11 protein-coding genes are annotated in these 13637 nt (G+C 38.4%); 10 read left to right on the forward strand and 1 reads right to left on the reverse strand.

Annotated elements, in window-relative coordinates; all coding sequences use genetic code 11:
* The first annotated feature begins 29 nt into the window (after positions 1-29).
* Entirely contained in the window at positions 30-2036 is a 2007-nt protein-coding gene (locus MHB44_RS04600) for an EAL domain-containing protein (RefSeq protein WP_341301740.1), read from the forward strand.
* 45 nt (positions 2037-2081) lie between these two features.
* Here MHB44_RS04600 and MHB44_RS04605 read toward each other — a convergent pair whose 3' ends face one another.
* Positions 2082-2693: a TetR/AcrR family transcriptional regulator gene (locus MHB44_RS04605; RefSeq protein WP_341301741.1), complete on the reverse strand. Its 612-nt coding sequence runs from the start codon at positions 2691-2693 to the stop codon at positions 2082-2084.
* A gap of 290 nt (positions 2694-2983) precedes the next feature.
* Here MHB44_RS04605 and MHB44_RS04610 point away from each other — a divergent pair, with 290 nt between their 5' ends.
* The 9 genes from MHB44_RS04610 to MHB44_RS04650 all read left to right on the forward strand — a co-directional run bounded on the left by MHB44_RS04610 (position 2984) and on the right by MHB44_RS04650 (position 13629).
* Positions 2984-4504, forward strand: a complete 1521-nt coding sequence (locus MHB44_RS04610) for a CoA-acylating methylmalonate-semialdehyde dehydrogenase (protein ID WP_341301742.1) — start codon at positions 2984-2986, stop codon at positions 4502-4504.
* Positions 4505-4585: 81 nt separating this feature from the next.
* Positions 4586-5770, forward strand: coding sequence for an iron-containing alcohol dehydrogenase (locus MHB44_RS04615; RefSeq protein ID WP_341302921.1), 1185 nt, complete (start codon positions 4586-4588; stop codon positions 5768-5770).
* Positions 5771-6027: 257 nt separating this feature from the next.
* A complete protein-coding gene (gene fadH / locus MHB44_RS04620) occupies positions 6028-6795 on the forward strand; it encodes a 2,4-dienoyl-CoA reductase (RefSeq protein WP_341301743.1) in 768 nt (255 codons plus the stop codon).
* Between the two features lie 63 nt (positions 6796-6858).
* Entirely contained in the window at positions 6859-7098 is a 240-nt protein-coding gene (locus MHB44_RS04625) for a short-chain dehydrogenase (protein ID WP_341301744.1), read from the forward strand.
* 219 nt (positions 7099-7317) lie between these two features.
* Positions 7318-7758: a cyclic-di-AMP-binding protein CbpB gene (cbpB, locus tag MHB44_RS04630; RefSeq protein ID WP_053993727.1), complete on the forward strand. Its 441-nt coding sequence runs from the start codon at positions 7318-7320 to the stop codon at positions 7756-7758.
* A 68-nt stretch (positions 7759-7826) separates the two neighbouring features.
* Positions 7827-8714: a LysR family transcriptional regulator gene (locus MHB44_RS04635; protein WP_341302922.1), complete on the forward strand. Its 888-nt coding sequence runs from the start codon at positions 7827-7829 to the stop codon at positions 8712-8714.
* Positions 8715-9458: 744 nt separating this feature from the next.
* Positions 9459-11855 carry a hypothetical protein gene (locus MHB44_RS04640; RefSeq protein WP_341301745.1) on the forward strand — a complete coding sequence of 799 codons (2397 nt, stop codon included), beginning with the start codon at positions 9459-9461 and terminating at the stop codon, positions 11853-11855.
* Entirely contained in the window at positions 11852-12787 is a 936-nt protein-coding gene (locus tag MHB44_RS04645) for an ABC transporter ATP-binding protein (protein ID WP_341301746.1), read from the forward strand. The genes MHB44_RS04640 and MHB44_RS04645 overlap by 4 nt, the downstream gene beginning before the upstream one ends.
* Positions 12784-13629 (forward strand): ABC transporter permease subunit, encoded by an 846-nt coding sequence (locus MHB44_RS04650; protein ID WP_341301747.1) that lies wholly within the window; start codon positions 12784-12786, stop codon positions 13627-13629. Before MHB44_RS04645 ends, MHB44_RS04650 begins: the two co-directional genes overlap by 4 nt.
* Positions 13630-13637 lie beyond the last annotated feature (8 nt).

Genomic DNA, 13637 nt, shown 5'->3' on the forward strand with positions numbered 1-13637 from the left:
GCAAACACGCTCCTTAGGTGAGGGATAAAATGAAAAACTATAGAGAGAGTGTAGCGCCATTTGCAGATTATCGACAGCTTATACAGCTCAATCCATTTGATGCTGTCGTATGTTTAAGAAAAGTTGATACACATGTATTTGAGGTTGTTGAATTTAATGAGAAGCTACCATTAGTTATGGAGTTGCAGGATAACACAGCAACAGTAGCTGAGCATTTTTTTACCAAGCAATGTTGGATACAATTGTCAAAAATTTTAAACGAAGATACTCATCAACACGCAATCCTGCAAGTAGGTACTGACCTTCAAGAAAAAAAATTTACGATTCATGTACAGTCATTTTCTACATCAATGATTGCCATTATTTTTCGAGAGGTGCAATATACTGTACAGCCGTATTTACAATTTGTGGAGCAGCATATTGATCCAGTGCTCACGACAGATTTACAAGGCCGAATTATTCATCAAAATATGACAGCTGTCTCTCTCTTATCAAGAGAGCAGCACAGTCTAATAGGACGAGATATTTTTTCATTATTAGAAGGTAAATATTTCAAAGAATTTAAACTGTTATTTGCTAAAACCGTTGAAGGTTCATCATTTAGTATGCCTAAATGCTTATTTAAAGGACAATTTCTAAGTAAAAAGCCCTTTTACTTAAGAACGTATCCAACTTACTTGAATGGTGAGGTAATCGGCATCCATTTATTTGTAAAAGATGCTGATTTATTCAGGAATGATCATGAGACGTTCTATCATTTAGCATTGATGGATGAGTTAACAGGTATTTGGAGTCGCAAAGCCCTAAAAGAGCACTGGCTACAACATTTACAGGATAAAAGGCAGAATCAGAAGCAAGCAGCCTTGATTTTAGTGGATATTGACCGCTTTAAAAAGTTTAATGAATTCCTTGGCGAGAATAAGGGAGACGAGCTGATGCGGATGTTTTGTCATAGGCTTCAAGAGCTTTGTTACGCTCAGTGTGCACTTTATCGTTATAACAGTGATGAGTTTATCTTTGTGGTCAAGGATGCAAGCATTCAAAAAATTGAGAGTACTGCTAACACTATTTTAGAGACGTTAAAGCAGCCCTTTATGGTAGATGGACAGGAATATTTTATTAGCGTATCAATCGGTATCGCACTTAGTCCAGCAGATGGCAAAGATTTAGAAACACTTGTACGGAAAGCAGATCAAGCTCTATTTTCTGTGAAAGAGCATGGACGTTCACATTATCGTTATTACCGTGAAGATATGACAACCATTTTTCCAAATGAAGCTTTAATGGAAGCCCATTTACGACGTGCTATTGAATTTAATGAGCTCAGTCTGCATCTTCAGCCACAAATGGATTTAATGAATAATAGCATCAATAGCTTTGAGGCATTACTGCGCTGGAATAATCGGAAATTCGGCTTTGTATCTCCTGCACAGTTTATTCCAATTGCAGAGGCATCAGGCTTAATTATTGAAATTGGTGATTGGATTATTGATGAGGTCTGTCGTTATCAGCGAGAATGGCAATTGAAAGGCTATCGTCCTGTACGTGTGGCGGTAAACATCTCACCAAAACAGTTTAGAAAAGAAAATTTTGCACGAAAAATTAAAGCAACTTTGCAAAAATATGAGGTCCCGCCAGAGTTATTAGAGGTAGAAATTACTGAGAGCTCAATGACAAATGTTCACGAAACCTTTTCCATTTTAACTGAGCTCAAGCAATTAGGTGTCTATGTCTCAGTGGATGATTTTGGAACAGGTTACTCCTCATTAAGCTATCTGAAACGATATCCAATCGATATTATTAAAATTGACCAATCATTTATTGCAGATATTGCAAAGGACGATAAAAATGAGGCCATTATTAAAGCCATTATTTCAATGTCTCATAATTTAGGCTTAGAAGTTGTAGCAGAGGGAATCGAGGAGCCAACACAAGTCGATTTTCTTAAACGCCATCATTGTCAAAAAGGGCAGGGATATTTATACAATAAGCCATTACCAGTTGAAGTCATTGAACAACAATACTTTGTAAGTTAGCGAAAGAGTAGCACTTTTACCATGAAATGGACAAAGTGCTACTTTTTATTGGTTATTTTTAAGGCCACTTAATACAACTGCTGTAAATTGTGCCATCTCTGTCGCTAGATCAAAGTCATCGCTATGAATGAGCCAATCATAAACATTCGCGCGCATACACCGCTGAATGATAGCCTGCATACGAGCAGCAGGTAAATCCTGTCTAAATTCTCCTTGTTCGATCCCCTCTTCAATATATACGTTCATTAGTTGAAAAATCTTGCGTTGTGGATTAATTAAATAGTGATCCTGCTCCACTTGATTTGTCATCGCAGCCGTGTAGACAGTACGCATTAAGTCCTTGCCTACAACAGTTGTTAAATACTTCATTTGTTCCTGATACAGCCCTAAAATTTTTCCACTTGCAGGTAATAAAGGATCTATATTTTTTTCAACTGTACTATAAAAACTATCCAGTTCCTTAAATTTTTCTAAAATAACATCGTATTTAGACGGAAAATATGTGTAAAATGTTCCTTTCGAGACATGGCAAGCTTTTGTAATTTGTTCAATAGAGACATGCTCAAATCCATATTTACTAAATAGATCTAAAGAAGTTTTTAATAACTTTTCCCGTGTTGCCAAAGCTTTTTTTTGTCTGCTAGTTAATGATTCCATGCCAGCTAACACCTCCATTATTCATTATGATGAAATATCTTTTGTGAAAAAATATTCTGAAAATATGAAATTTTAATTGACGCAATGGCTTTCTTTTGATTATGATTTAGTTGACCGAGGTCATTGACTGAGGTCGCTAGAAATATCCTGTTATTAATGTTACGACAAAAAAATGATGCTGGCTAGTCTCTACTTTAACTTCCTTGTTGAGTAAACAAGAATTGGAAAAGTCAACAGAGGAGTATGATGTATAGAAGCACCAAGAACCATTTTAAAAGGAGGAAACGAATATGACAACAGTACAAGAGGTTAAAATATTAACGCATTTTATTGATGGAAAGCTAGTAGAAGGGAAAAGTGGTCGTTTTGGCTCCGTATTTAATCCAACAACCGGTGATGTTATTGCGAAAGTGCCACTTGCAACTGCAGAAGAAACACGCGAGGCTATTGAACAAGCACAAGCGGCATTTCCGCAATGGCGTGATCTATCAGTGGCTAAACGTGCAGAAATTGTGCTAAGGTTCCGCAACTTAGTGACTGACAATATGGAGGAGCTGCTACAAATTATTTGTACGGAAAGCGGTAAAACAATAGAGGATGCGAAAGGTGAAATTACACGTGGTTTGGAGTCTGTTGATTTAGCGATTGGTGCTCCTCAGCTAATGAAGGGGGAATACTCTGTTAATGTTGGCGGTCAAATCAATGCCTATTCTGCAAAATATCCATTAGGCGTAGTGGCAGCTATTGCACCGTTTAATTTCCCAATTATGGTTCCTTTAGCCCAAACGAGTATGGCGATTGCTGTAGGGAATGCAGTTGTTTTAAAAGCCTCTGAACGTGTCCCGATGACGGCTCTATATGTCAGTGAGCTTTGGAAAAAGGCTGGCTTACCAGATGGTATTTGGACAGTGGTGAATGGCGATAAAGATGCGGTGAATGAATTGTTAGAAAACCCAACGGTGCAAGCTATTTCATTTGTAGGGTCAACACCAGTGGCAAAATATATTTATGAAACAGGTGCTAAGTATGGAAAACGTGTCACGGCACTTGGTGGTGGGAAAAATAATATGGTCGTGATGCCAGATGCAGATTTAGAGCAGGTAGCCAATGCTTTTATTGGTGCAGCATATGGTGCAGCCTCTCAGCGTTGTATGGCAATCTCAACAATTATGCCTGTTGGAAAGGATACAGCAGATCGCCTTGTAGCGATTCTTAAGGAGAAAATATTAAATTTAAAGGTAGGTCCCTATACAGAGCCTGATTCAGATTTTGGTCCTGTTATTTCTCAGCAATCAAAAGAAGCAATTATTGCGGCAATTGAGCGTGGAGAATCTGAAGGAGCATCGCTGATTTGTGATGGGCGTGAGCTAGCGATTGTCAAAGAATCACAAGGATTTTATGTAGGACCAACATTATTAGATCATGTGAAGCCAGGTATGGAAGTATATGAGCAAGAAATATTTGGTCCTGCTCGTAACGTTGTGCGTGTGGATTCACTAGATGAAGCGATTGCTCTAATTAATAAGCATGAGCTAGGAAATGGTGTGACAATTTATACAAATGATGGCTTAGCAGCACGTAAATTCACAACAGAAATTGATGTTGGCATGGTAGGTGTCAATGTCCCAATCCCAATTCCAGTTGGCTATCATAATTTTGCTGGCTTTAAGGGCTCTCGCTTTGGTGAGGGGCATATGTTTGGGCCAGATCAGGCACGATTCTTTACAAAAACGAAGACTATCTCAGAGCGCTGGCTGACGGGTAACACATCCACAGCTTCAACATTTGCCTTTCCAAGCAATACTGACTAACTAAACCTATATGCGGGCTATTGAGCAGGTAACCATTCTTAATAGCCCACTATTCGATAACAGCACTTAGGAGGTAGAATGATGATACAAACAACAACAATTTTTAAGGTCCATTCACCAGGTACAATTGTCTATGGACGCGATTCATTTCGAGAAGTCGGGGAGTATGCCAGAAAGCTCGGAGCAAAGGCGCTTATTATTAGTGATCCTATTATGGATGGCTTGGGCTTTGTAAAGCAGTGTATGACGCTATTAAAAACACATGGAGTGGAAGCGGTTTCATATTTAGGGGTGATAACTGAGCCTGATGATACATATGTAGCAGAGGGACTCGATTTATTACTAACAGAGGGCTGTGATGTTATTCTATCTGTTGGGGGTGGAAGCTGTATTGATACAGCAAAGGCGATTGCTGTTGTGGCTACAAACGGTGGCTATATAGGGGATTATATGAAAATGGCAAAGGTTGCAGAGCAGCCACCAATTCCACATATCGCTATCCCTACAACGGCAGGTACAGGCTCAGAGGCAACAGATGCAACAGTTATTACGAATATAAAGACAGATGTGAAAATGATGATTAAGCAGCCAGCCTTTATGCCAACGGTAGCAATCGTTGATCCGCTCTTGACAATAACATCCCCTCCTGCCATTACAGCAGCAACAGGCATTGATGCCTTAAGCCATGCCATTGAAAGCTATTTATCACGGTTGGCACATCCATATTCTAATGTACTTGCATTATCTGCCATGGATTTAATCGTCCATAATATAGTAAGAGCCTATGAACAAGGTGATGATGTTGATGCGAGGGAAGCGATGTCATTAGGCTCTATGCAGGCTGGGTTGTCCTTTTCAAATGCTTCTGTCGCATTAGTGCATGGTATGTCACGTCCAATAGGAGCACTTTTCCATGTGCCGCATGGTATCTCAAATGCTATGCTATTACCTGTTGTTTTAGAATATTCAAAAGAGGCCTGTATTGATCGACTTGCAGACTTAGGGCAATTTTTTCATAAGACAACAGAATCTTTATCGCAAGAGGAGCTTGCACATTTAGCGATTATGTCTATTAAGGAAATGTGTAAACATATGAAAATCGGAAATTTACAGCAATGGGGGATAGAGCAACAAGCTTATTATGAAGCTATACCGAAAATGGCAGATGATGCACTTGCTAGCGGTAGCCCTGCCAACAATCCAAAGATTCCAACGAAAGAAGAGTTAATGGCGCTTTATAAAATTGCCTATACCTATACATTTTAAAAATTTCTCGAGAGTTATTCAGATAGCTGAATGGCTCTTTTTTATGTTGGTTTAGCAAATATTTTTGTATCGAAAGCGAAGTGACAGGTATAAATGTTTTTATATGCATCTGTAATAAAATAAATAGTTAAGCACACGCTTCGGTGAGGATTTTAAAAATAAAGTAAGATTTTTGTAGAATTAATATGACATATTCGAGAATATATAGTAAAATGCTAATGAATAATGATTCATTTTTAAACAAAGGGGGAAATGGGATGTTGCAGGGGAAAACGATTATTATTACAGGTGGATCAAGTGGTATGGGCCTTTATATGGCGAAGCAATTCGTAGCTGAAGGTGCAAATGTAGTAGTGACAGGGCGTAATGAGGAACGTTTAGCTGAGGCAAAACAATTTATTGCAGAGGCTGGGGCTGCAATTGAAACATTTCAAATGGATGTGCGCGTGCCAGAACATGCGGAGGCGATGCTAGCATTTGCTGTTAAAAAATTTGGACAAGTGGATGGGCTTGTCAATAATGCTGCTGGTAATTTTATCGTACGTGCAGAGGAGTTAACACCAAATGGCTGGAAGGCTGTAGTAGATATCGTATTAAATGGTACGTTTTTTTGCTCTTCTGCGGTTGGTAAGTATTGGATTGAGCATAAAATCAAAGGATCTATTTTGAATATGGTTGCCACATACGCTTGGAATGCAGGAGCAGGGGTTATTCATTCAGCTGCGGCAAAAGCTGGAGTATTATCATTAACAAGAACATTGGCTGTGGAGTGGGGGAAACAGTATGGTATTCGTGTTAATGCCATTGCACCAGGTCCCATTGAGCGTACAGGTGGAGCAGATAAGCTGTGGGAGTCAGAGGCGGCTGCCACTCGTACATTAGAATCAGTGCCATTAGGTCGTATTGGTACACCAGAGGAGATAGCAGATTTAGCAACATTTATTATGTCGAATAAAGCAAGCTATATGAACGGAGAATGTGTCACATTAGACGGTGGTCAGTGGCTGAATCAGTATCCATTCTAAAAATAGTTGCATAATGCAGAGCTGGGTTGACGCATACTAAGGGAAAAGAAAGGAGTTTCGCCTATGGATATGTGGTTAATACCAGCTCTTATTGCGGGTATCATTATTACTGTCATTTCGTTTGTTTCCACGTTGAAAATTGCAAAAATGACGTCTAAACGGAAATCAGAAAATGATACACCCCTTTCAGAAACAGTTGAAGAATATGCAACAATGTTAAACCCAATTGTATGGGTATATGCGATTTTTTTGCTTTTTTTAGGAATTATGATTTTTTATTATTGGAGTAAGGCTGGTTATTAGATAGTACTACACAATCCTCATTTCAGTGGTGAAATCATTATGAAGAAATGGTACAGCACTGAATGAGGATAGTATGTAGTTTTTGTTTAAGCCGATAAAATAATTCGTTATTCTTGAAAACTCTTCTCGTCCCGATCATGGTCATAGATAGAAAAATTATGATATGATGAAGGAGAAGGACTGTTCTGCATAGTGAGGACAGAAAAGGAGAAGAAGTTCATGATTTCAACTAACAGCAAAGACTTATTAGCAATGCCAATTAGTGATTTTATCATTTCCTCTGAAAAAGTTGCACATGTACAAAGCGGAAATAGTGCTGAACATGCACTCCTTGTACTAACACGTACAGGGTATTCGTCCATACCTGTCTTAGATTTGAAATATCGACTTCAAGGCTTACTTAGCATAAAAATGATAACAGAATCAATTCTTGGCCTCGAACATATTGAATATGAGAAGTTACCCGATATTAAAGTTGACACTATTATGGAAAAAGAAATCGCTGTCATAAAGTTAACGGACACATTTCAGCGTGCTTTAGATTTAGTCATTAACCACGCCTTTTTATGTGTAGTGGATGAGGATGGAACATTTGCAGGGATATTAACAAGACGTGTTATTTTGAAGCAGTTAAAAAAACATATTTATCAAAAAGAGTAATAGTTTAAGAGGGAGCTCAGATGTGAATCATGAGGCCCTCTTTGCTTGTAGTGGAGGTTTACAGATTGATGGCAACAGAGGCGGAAATTTTGAAAATTCTGGCTGAGGAACGTAATATGCGAAAAGCAGCAGAACGTCTATTTTTATCCCAACCAGCCCTTTCACAGCGATTACAAACGATTGAAAAAGATTGGGGTACACAGCTCTTTATTCGCTCACAAAAGGGATTAACTGCGACACCTGCTGGCGAACAGGTGATTGCGTACGCAAAAGAAATGCTAGCAAAAAAAGAGGAAATTTATGAAACGATTCAATCTTTAACAACAAAGGTCAACGGAACATTGAAAATTGCCTGTGCATCCATTGTAGGGCAGAACTGGCTACCAAAAATATTAAAGGATTTTGTTGTCAAATATCCTGATGCCAAAATATCGCTGATGACTGGCTGGAGCTCTGAGATTATTAAGGCCCTCTATGATGGTGAGGCGCATATTGGCATTGTACGTGGACAGGTGGACTGGAGGGGAGAAAAAATACATCTTTTTAGGGATACACTTTATTTGGTAGATAAAGAATTGAATACAATTGAAGATGTACTAACGACAGAGCGTCCTTTTATTCAATACAAAAGTGATTCGAATTATTATCAAGAAATTCAACAATGGTGGCAACAGCATTTTGCCTCGAACCCAAGAAAACAAATATTAGTCGATCAAATTGAAATTTGTAAACAAATGGCTCTAAATGGTACTGGCTATGCCATATTACCTTCTATTACATTAAACGACCATGATGGTATTCATAAAATTCCATTAACGAATGATGAAAAGGAATTTGGCATTACTCGTGATACTTGGCTAATCGGTTATGAATCTTCGTTTGAATTAAGGCAGGTTGAGGCTTTTGTGGAAGTGGTACAAGATCATGCTCGCTGTTTATTTGACTATACAAAGTAAGGCAGTTCCGACGTATTTTGGAATTGCCTTTTTGTTTGTGTAAATTTTAGGGCACCGATGCAATTGTGTAATAGTTAGTACTGTGGAGATTGTTACTATGATCGTGTATTTGCGTGAAAAAGGAAAATGTATGGTTGATTTGGAAAAGCTAAAAAACGAGAGAAGGAGTAAAGGGAAGAGTTAGAATATCAAGAAAAAATGGATGGTCATTTCACAGGGATTTGCAAGCAATTTGAAGAAGCTGCTAAATAGCACAATCATGCTGAGAAAGAGAGTACATTTATGCGCTACAATCAATAGATTATTATTTGTTAATACAAAAGGAAGATGAAAATATTGCCTATTATTAGGCATATTTTCTAGTGGCAAACCTGTGCTACAAAGATTCCCTCTGTTGATTGGAGTAGAAGATAGTGACTCTAGTTGAAGCCATATTTGTGGAAGGTTTCTATTTGCAATGAAAATTTAGTTTGCTATGAGGAAGCAGTAGCAATCAACACAGTTGAAAATGCTCATCAAAAGAAGGCTTGAACTAGGAAGTAAACTCCTTTCAAGCCTTTTGTTTTTAGACGAGAATTATTCCTTACATTCTCTATTTTGCTGTTCTGCTGGCTCGTTCTAGGCTATCACTTAATTCTTAAGAGTTTATGAATATTCATGAAGATACCATAAGAAATGGAACAAAATGCACTAGAAAGCGTATAATTATGTAACCATGTATTTACATAACAAGGAGTTGAGCATTTGAAAAAGTTAAAAATAACGGCACTAGCTTTATTGGCCATGATAGCGATTAGCTTAATAATGCCTTTAACAGAGGTAAAGGCGGCTGCGACACTAGAGGTCAAAGCAACAGCAGGTATGTCAGGAAAAGCTAAAGCTCAATCAGCAGTGCCACTACAAGTGACCATAAAAAATAATGGTGAAGATTTCTCAGGAGATATGGCAATTAATGCTGCCGGTTCTTATGAGATTGCATCAGCACGTGTTGTGCCAATTGATCTAGCAGCAGGTGAAGAAAAGACCTTTACATTTTATTTAGATGGCTCTAACTATACTTATATGGAAGGTGATTTATTTGCCTTTTATAGCGGTGGCATTGAACAGGGTAAAAAGGTGGCCTATAAAGGTACTAAACAACTGCAAGCAAATTTTTTAGACCCTGCATCAACATTTATTTATACATTAACAGATAAAAGCGATCGTCTAGCAGCCTATTTACGGTTAGCATCACTAGTTCCCCAAAATAATTTGGAAATTTTTCACCTCAATCAATTAAAAGATTACACACTTCCAGACAGTGTCCAAGGGTTAGCCATGGCAGATATTATGGTGATTGATGAGGTAGCGATCGCTGATTTAACACAAAAACAGCAGGAGGCTTTACTGGGCTGGGTACAGGAAGGGGGTACACTGCTACTAGGTGCAGCCGATCAAGTGGAGGCAACTGCAGGTATTTTTCAAGAATCTTTACCGCTCTCCTTATCACAAGAGATGACGACAATCTCTGCTGAAACCCTAACAAAGTTAACAGGCGGCGGTATTTTTACACAGCCAATTTCTATGAATGTTGCGACTAATAATGAAGGAAGCGTATCAGTTTTAACAGACAATGAGACAATTTTAGCCTCAAAGAAGAAAGTCGGCAGTGGAGAAATTATTCAAACAGCCTTCTCTTTAGGCGATCAACCACTCGCTTCCATGGATGGCTATGCTGCATTGATCGCAAAAGTAGTGAATCTCCAAAGCATTGCACAGCAAGGTATGATGAGACAGGGGCAATCCCCGCTTGAGCGAATGTCGTATGAACTTCGTGATGTGAATGAATTATTCCCATCGTTTGAAGTATCCGTTAGCTATATGCTGATCGTTGTTATTCTTTATATTTTAATCATTGGGCCAATTCTTTATATTGTGCTGAAAAAAATGGACAAGCGTGAACATGCATGGTGGATTATTCCTGTGCTGTCCATAGTGATGTCGATTGCCCTCTTTATTATTGGTGCCAAAGATCGTATTGTGCAGCCACAGGTTCAACAATCTGCCTTTTATAAGGTTAATGAAGATAGCAGTGTAAATGGCTATTATATAGAATCCATCTTAACGAATCGTAGCGGTGATTTTGTTGTTAATGCAGATCAACAGACAACAGCGATAGCAACAAGAAGTTCCATTGACCTTACAGGTGGTAATATGGGCAATTTACATGAATCGTCCTATATTAAAGAAAATGCGAATGGTTCAACACTAACATTGCGTGATTTAAGTTATTGGTCTGTCCAATCGTTCGGCGGAAAAACCGCTGCACAAAATATTGGCAAGATGGATATTGATATTACTTTAAAAAATGAAAAGCTAACAGGAACGATTAAAAATAATTTCCCATTTGCTTTAAAGGACGCCACATTAATCTCTGGTACAAAAGAGGTCAAACTGGGCGATATTGAACCAAATGGCACATTACAGGTAAACAAGGAATTTAAAACAACCATTCTGCAAAATCCATCTATCTATAATAATTATAATTATAGTTATCCAACCAAGACAGAAGAGGTGGATCCACTGCGTATTGAACGAATGAAAAACTTAGCGTTACCGCTTGTAGAAAATGATAGACAGCCTGTTATTATAGCATGGGCCGATCAGGTGATTGCTGGAGTTGAACTTGAAACAAGCGCAAGTATGTCCCCTATCACAGTGTTGATACAACCATTTAATGGAAATGTTGAGCTAGTAGGTCCATTTACAATGAAGCTTAATCATTTTACGTATACAGTAAATTCGCTAACAACAAATGGATATGCTGATAAAATGGAAGGGGAATTAAATAATTGGTATTTATCAGAGGGCTTGCATGAGGTAACGATTATGATGCCAGATCAATTTATGAATGATGTACAATCACTGGATGAGCTGACAATTTCGAATAAGGATGTTCAGCGTATGCAACTGTCACTCTGGAATAATGAAACCGATATTTATGAACCATTGGTCGACACAAAGCAAGTACTGACAGAGCAAATTTCGAAGTATTTTAATGAAGAGGGTGAGCTACGACTTGAAATCCAATATGGACCAAACCCATCAGGAGAGCAGACAAAACTACCAGGAATAGAGCTGAAGGGAGTGGCAAAAGAATGATTGAAATTCGTGATTTAACAAAACGATATGGCTCCTTTACAGCACTGGATCACCTTAATTTATCCTTGGAAGAGGGCGTTGTATTTGGTTTTGTCGGGGCTAACGGAGCAGGTAAATCCACTACCTTTTCGATTTTAGCGACATTGCTGTCACCAACTTCTGGTGATGCACTTATCAATGGGAAAAGTGTAGTGAAGGAGCCAAAGGAAGTGCGCAAGCAAATTGGCTATATGCCCGATTTCTTTGGTGTATATGATCAGTTAAAGGTTGAGGAGTATTTAGATTTTTATGGTGCAAGCTATGGTATTCCTTTAGCTGAACGTCAAATATTGATTCCTCAGCTATTAGAGCTAGTAAATTTAACCAATAAACGCTATGAATATGTAGATTTATTATCGCGTGGGATGAAACAGCGATTATGTTTAGCACGAGCGCTTATCCATGATCCAAAGGTATTGATTTTAGATGAGCCAGCCTCAGGATTAGATCCACGCGCTCGTGTAGAAATGCGGGATATTTTACGCAATTTAAAAACTATGGGAAAAACCATTCTTATTTCATCGCATATTTTACCTGAGCTTGCAGAGATGTGTGATGAGATTGGTGTGATAGATAATGGGAAATTAATTGCACATGGCAATGTAGCAGCTATTCAAGCACAGCTACAAGGAGAAAAGCGTATTGTGATAAAGGTCACAGATTGTCTTGCGGATGTACGTGCATTCCTAGAGGAAGATCCCGCGATCTCGTCTATTGATGTCATCGATAACCGTTCAGAAATCGCCTTTAACTATCGTGGCACAGATGCGGAGCAAGTAGCATTACTGAAAAGGGCCATAATAGCTGATTTACCGATTTATGCAGTAAGTGAGGAAGAGAAGGATTTAGAGGATGTCTTTATGGCGATTACGAAGGGAGCGGACAGTCAATGATGGGAAGGTTCTATAATCCAGTGCTTGTCAAAGAATTGAAGTTACGCTTCCGTTCTTTTAAAAGCTTTTCAGGGTTAATGTTTTACTTAGCCGTTATTTGTGTGTTTGTTGTAGGGTTTTTATTGCTGACAACTGGATTTACTGGCAAAGGATTTTTTAGACCAGAAATGAGCTTTATGATGTTCACGATCCTAACCATTTTACAGATGGCATTAGTGCTCTTTATTACACCTAGTTTAACAGCAGGGGCAATTAGTAGTGAGCGTGAAAAGCAAACATTAAATATTTTATTAACCACAACACAAAGTTCTACACAAATTATTGTTGGAAAATTATTATCGTCTGTTGCCTTTCTAGTGCTAATGTTAATTGCAGGGTTACCGTTGTATAGCTTAGTATTTCTATTCGGCGGTGTTTCCCCTTTACAGCTTGCATCAATCGTTTTCTTTTATTTAGTGACGGTAGTGGCGATTGGTAGTGTTGGTGTGATGTTTTCAACTATTACGAAAAAAACCATAGTTGCCATGATTGCCACATATGGCTCCATTATTTTTTTAGGCGGTATTACAGCGTTTTTCTTCTTTTTAACAACAGCCTTTCATCAGATGGGGAATGCTGCTGGAGCAGGTAGTTCCTTTATGACCTATTTCTGGGCAGCTATTAATCCAGGTGCATTGATGTTAACACTGGTTTCCTCAGATATGGGGGATGCATTGGCCATGCTTTCAGGCGTGGAATTACCTGTATGGCTCACCTATTTAATTGTTTATATAGGGATAACTGTACTTTGTTTAACAATTGCGATTAAAAAATTACGTGCCAATATGAAAAGTAGCCGATGAGGAGGAAT

Origin of the sequence: Lysinibacillus sp. FSL H8-0500, assembly GCF_038051955.1 — a bacterium.
GTDB classification, from domain to species: Bacteria; Bacillota; Bacilli; order Bacillales_A; family Planococcaceae; genus Lysinibacillus; species Lysinibacillus macroides.

Bases quoted from the DNA above. Each gene is read 5' to 3' on its own strand.
- MHB44_RS04600 (WP_341301740.1), top strand. From the start codon at position 30: ATGAAAAACTATAGAGAGAGTGTAGCGCCATTTGCAGATTATCGACAG.
- MHB44_RS04605 (WP_341301741.1), bottom strand. From the start codon at position 2,693: ATGGAATCATTAACTAGCAGACAAAAAAAAGCTTTGGCAACACGGGAA.
- MHB44_RS04610 (WP_341301742.1), top strand. From the start codon at position 2,984: ATGACAACAGTACAAGAGGTTAAAATATTAACGCATTTTATTGATGGA.
- MHB44_RS04615 (WP_341302921.1), top strand. From the start codon at position 4,586: ATGATACAAACAACAACAATTTTTAAGGTCCATTCACCAGGTACAATT.
- fadH (WP_341301743.1), top strand. From the start codon at position 6,028: ATGTTGCAGGGGAAAACGATTATTATTACAGGTGGATCAAGTGGTATG.
- MHB44_RS04625 (WP_341301744.1), top strand. From the start codon at position 6,859: ATGGATATGTGGTTAATACCAGCTCTTATTGCGGGTATCATTATTACT.
- cbpB (WP_053993727.1), top strand. From the start codon at position 7,318: ATGATTTCAACTAACAGCAAAGACTTATTAGCAATGCCAATTAGTGAT.
- MHB44_RS04635 (WP_341302922.1), top strand. From the start codon at position 7,827: ATGGCAACAGAGGCGGAAATTTTGAAAATTCTGGCTGAGGAACGTAAT.
- MHB44_RS04645 (WP_341301746.1), top strand. From the start codon at position 11,852: ATGATTGAAATTCGTGATTTAACAAAACGATATGGCTCCTTTACAGCA.
- MHB44_RS04650 (WP_341301747.1), top strand. From the start codon at position 12,784: ATGATGGGAAGGTTCTATAATCCAGTGCTTGTCAAAGAATTGAAGTTA.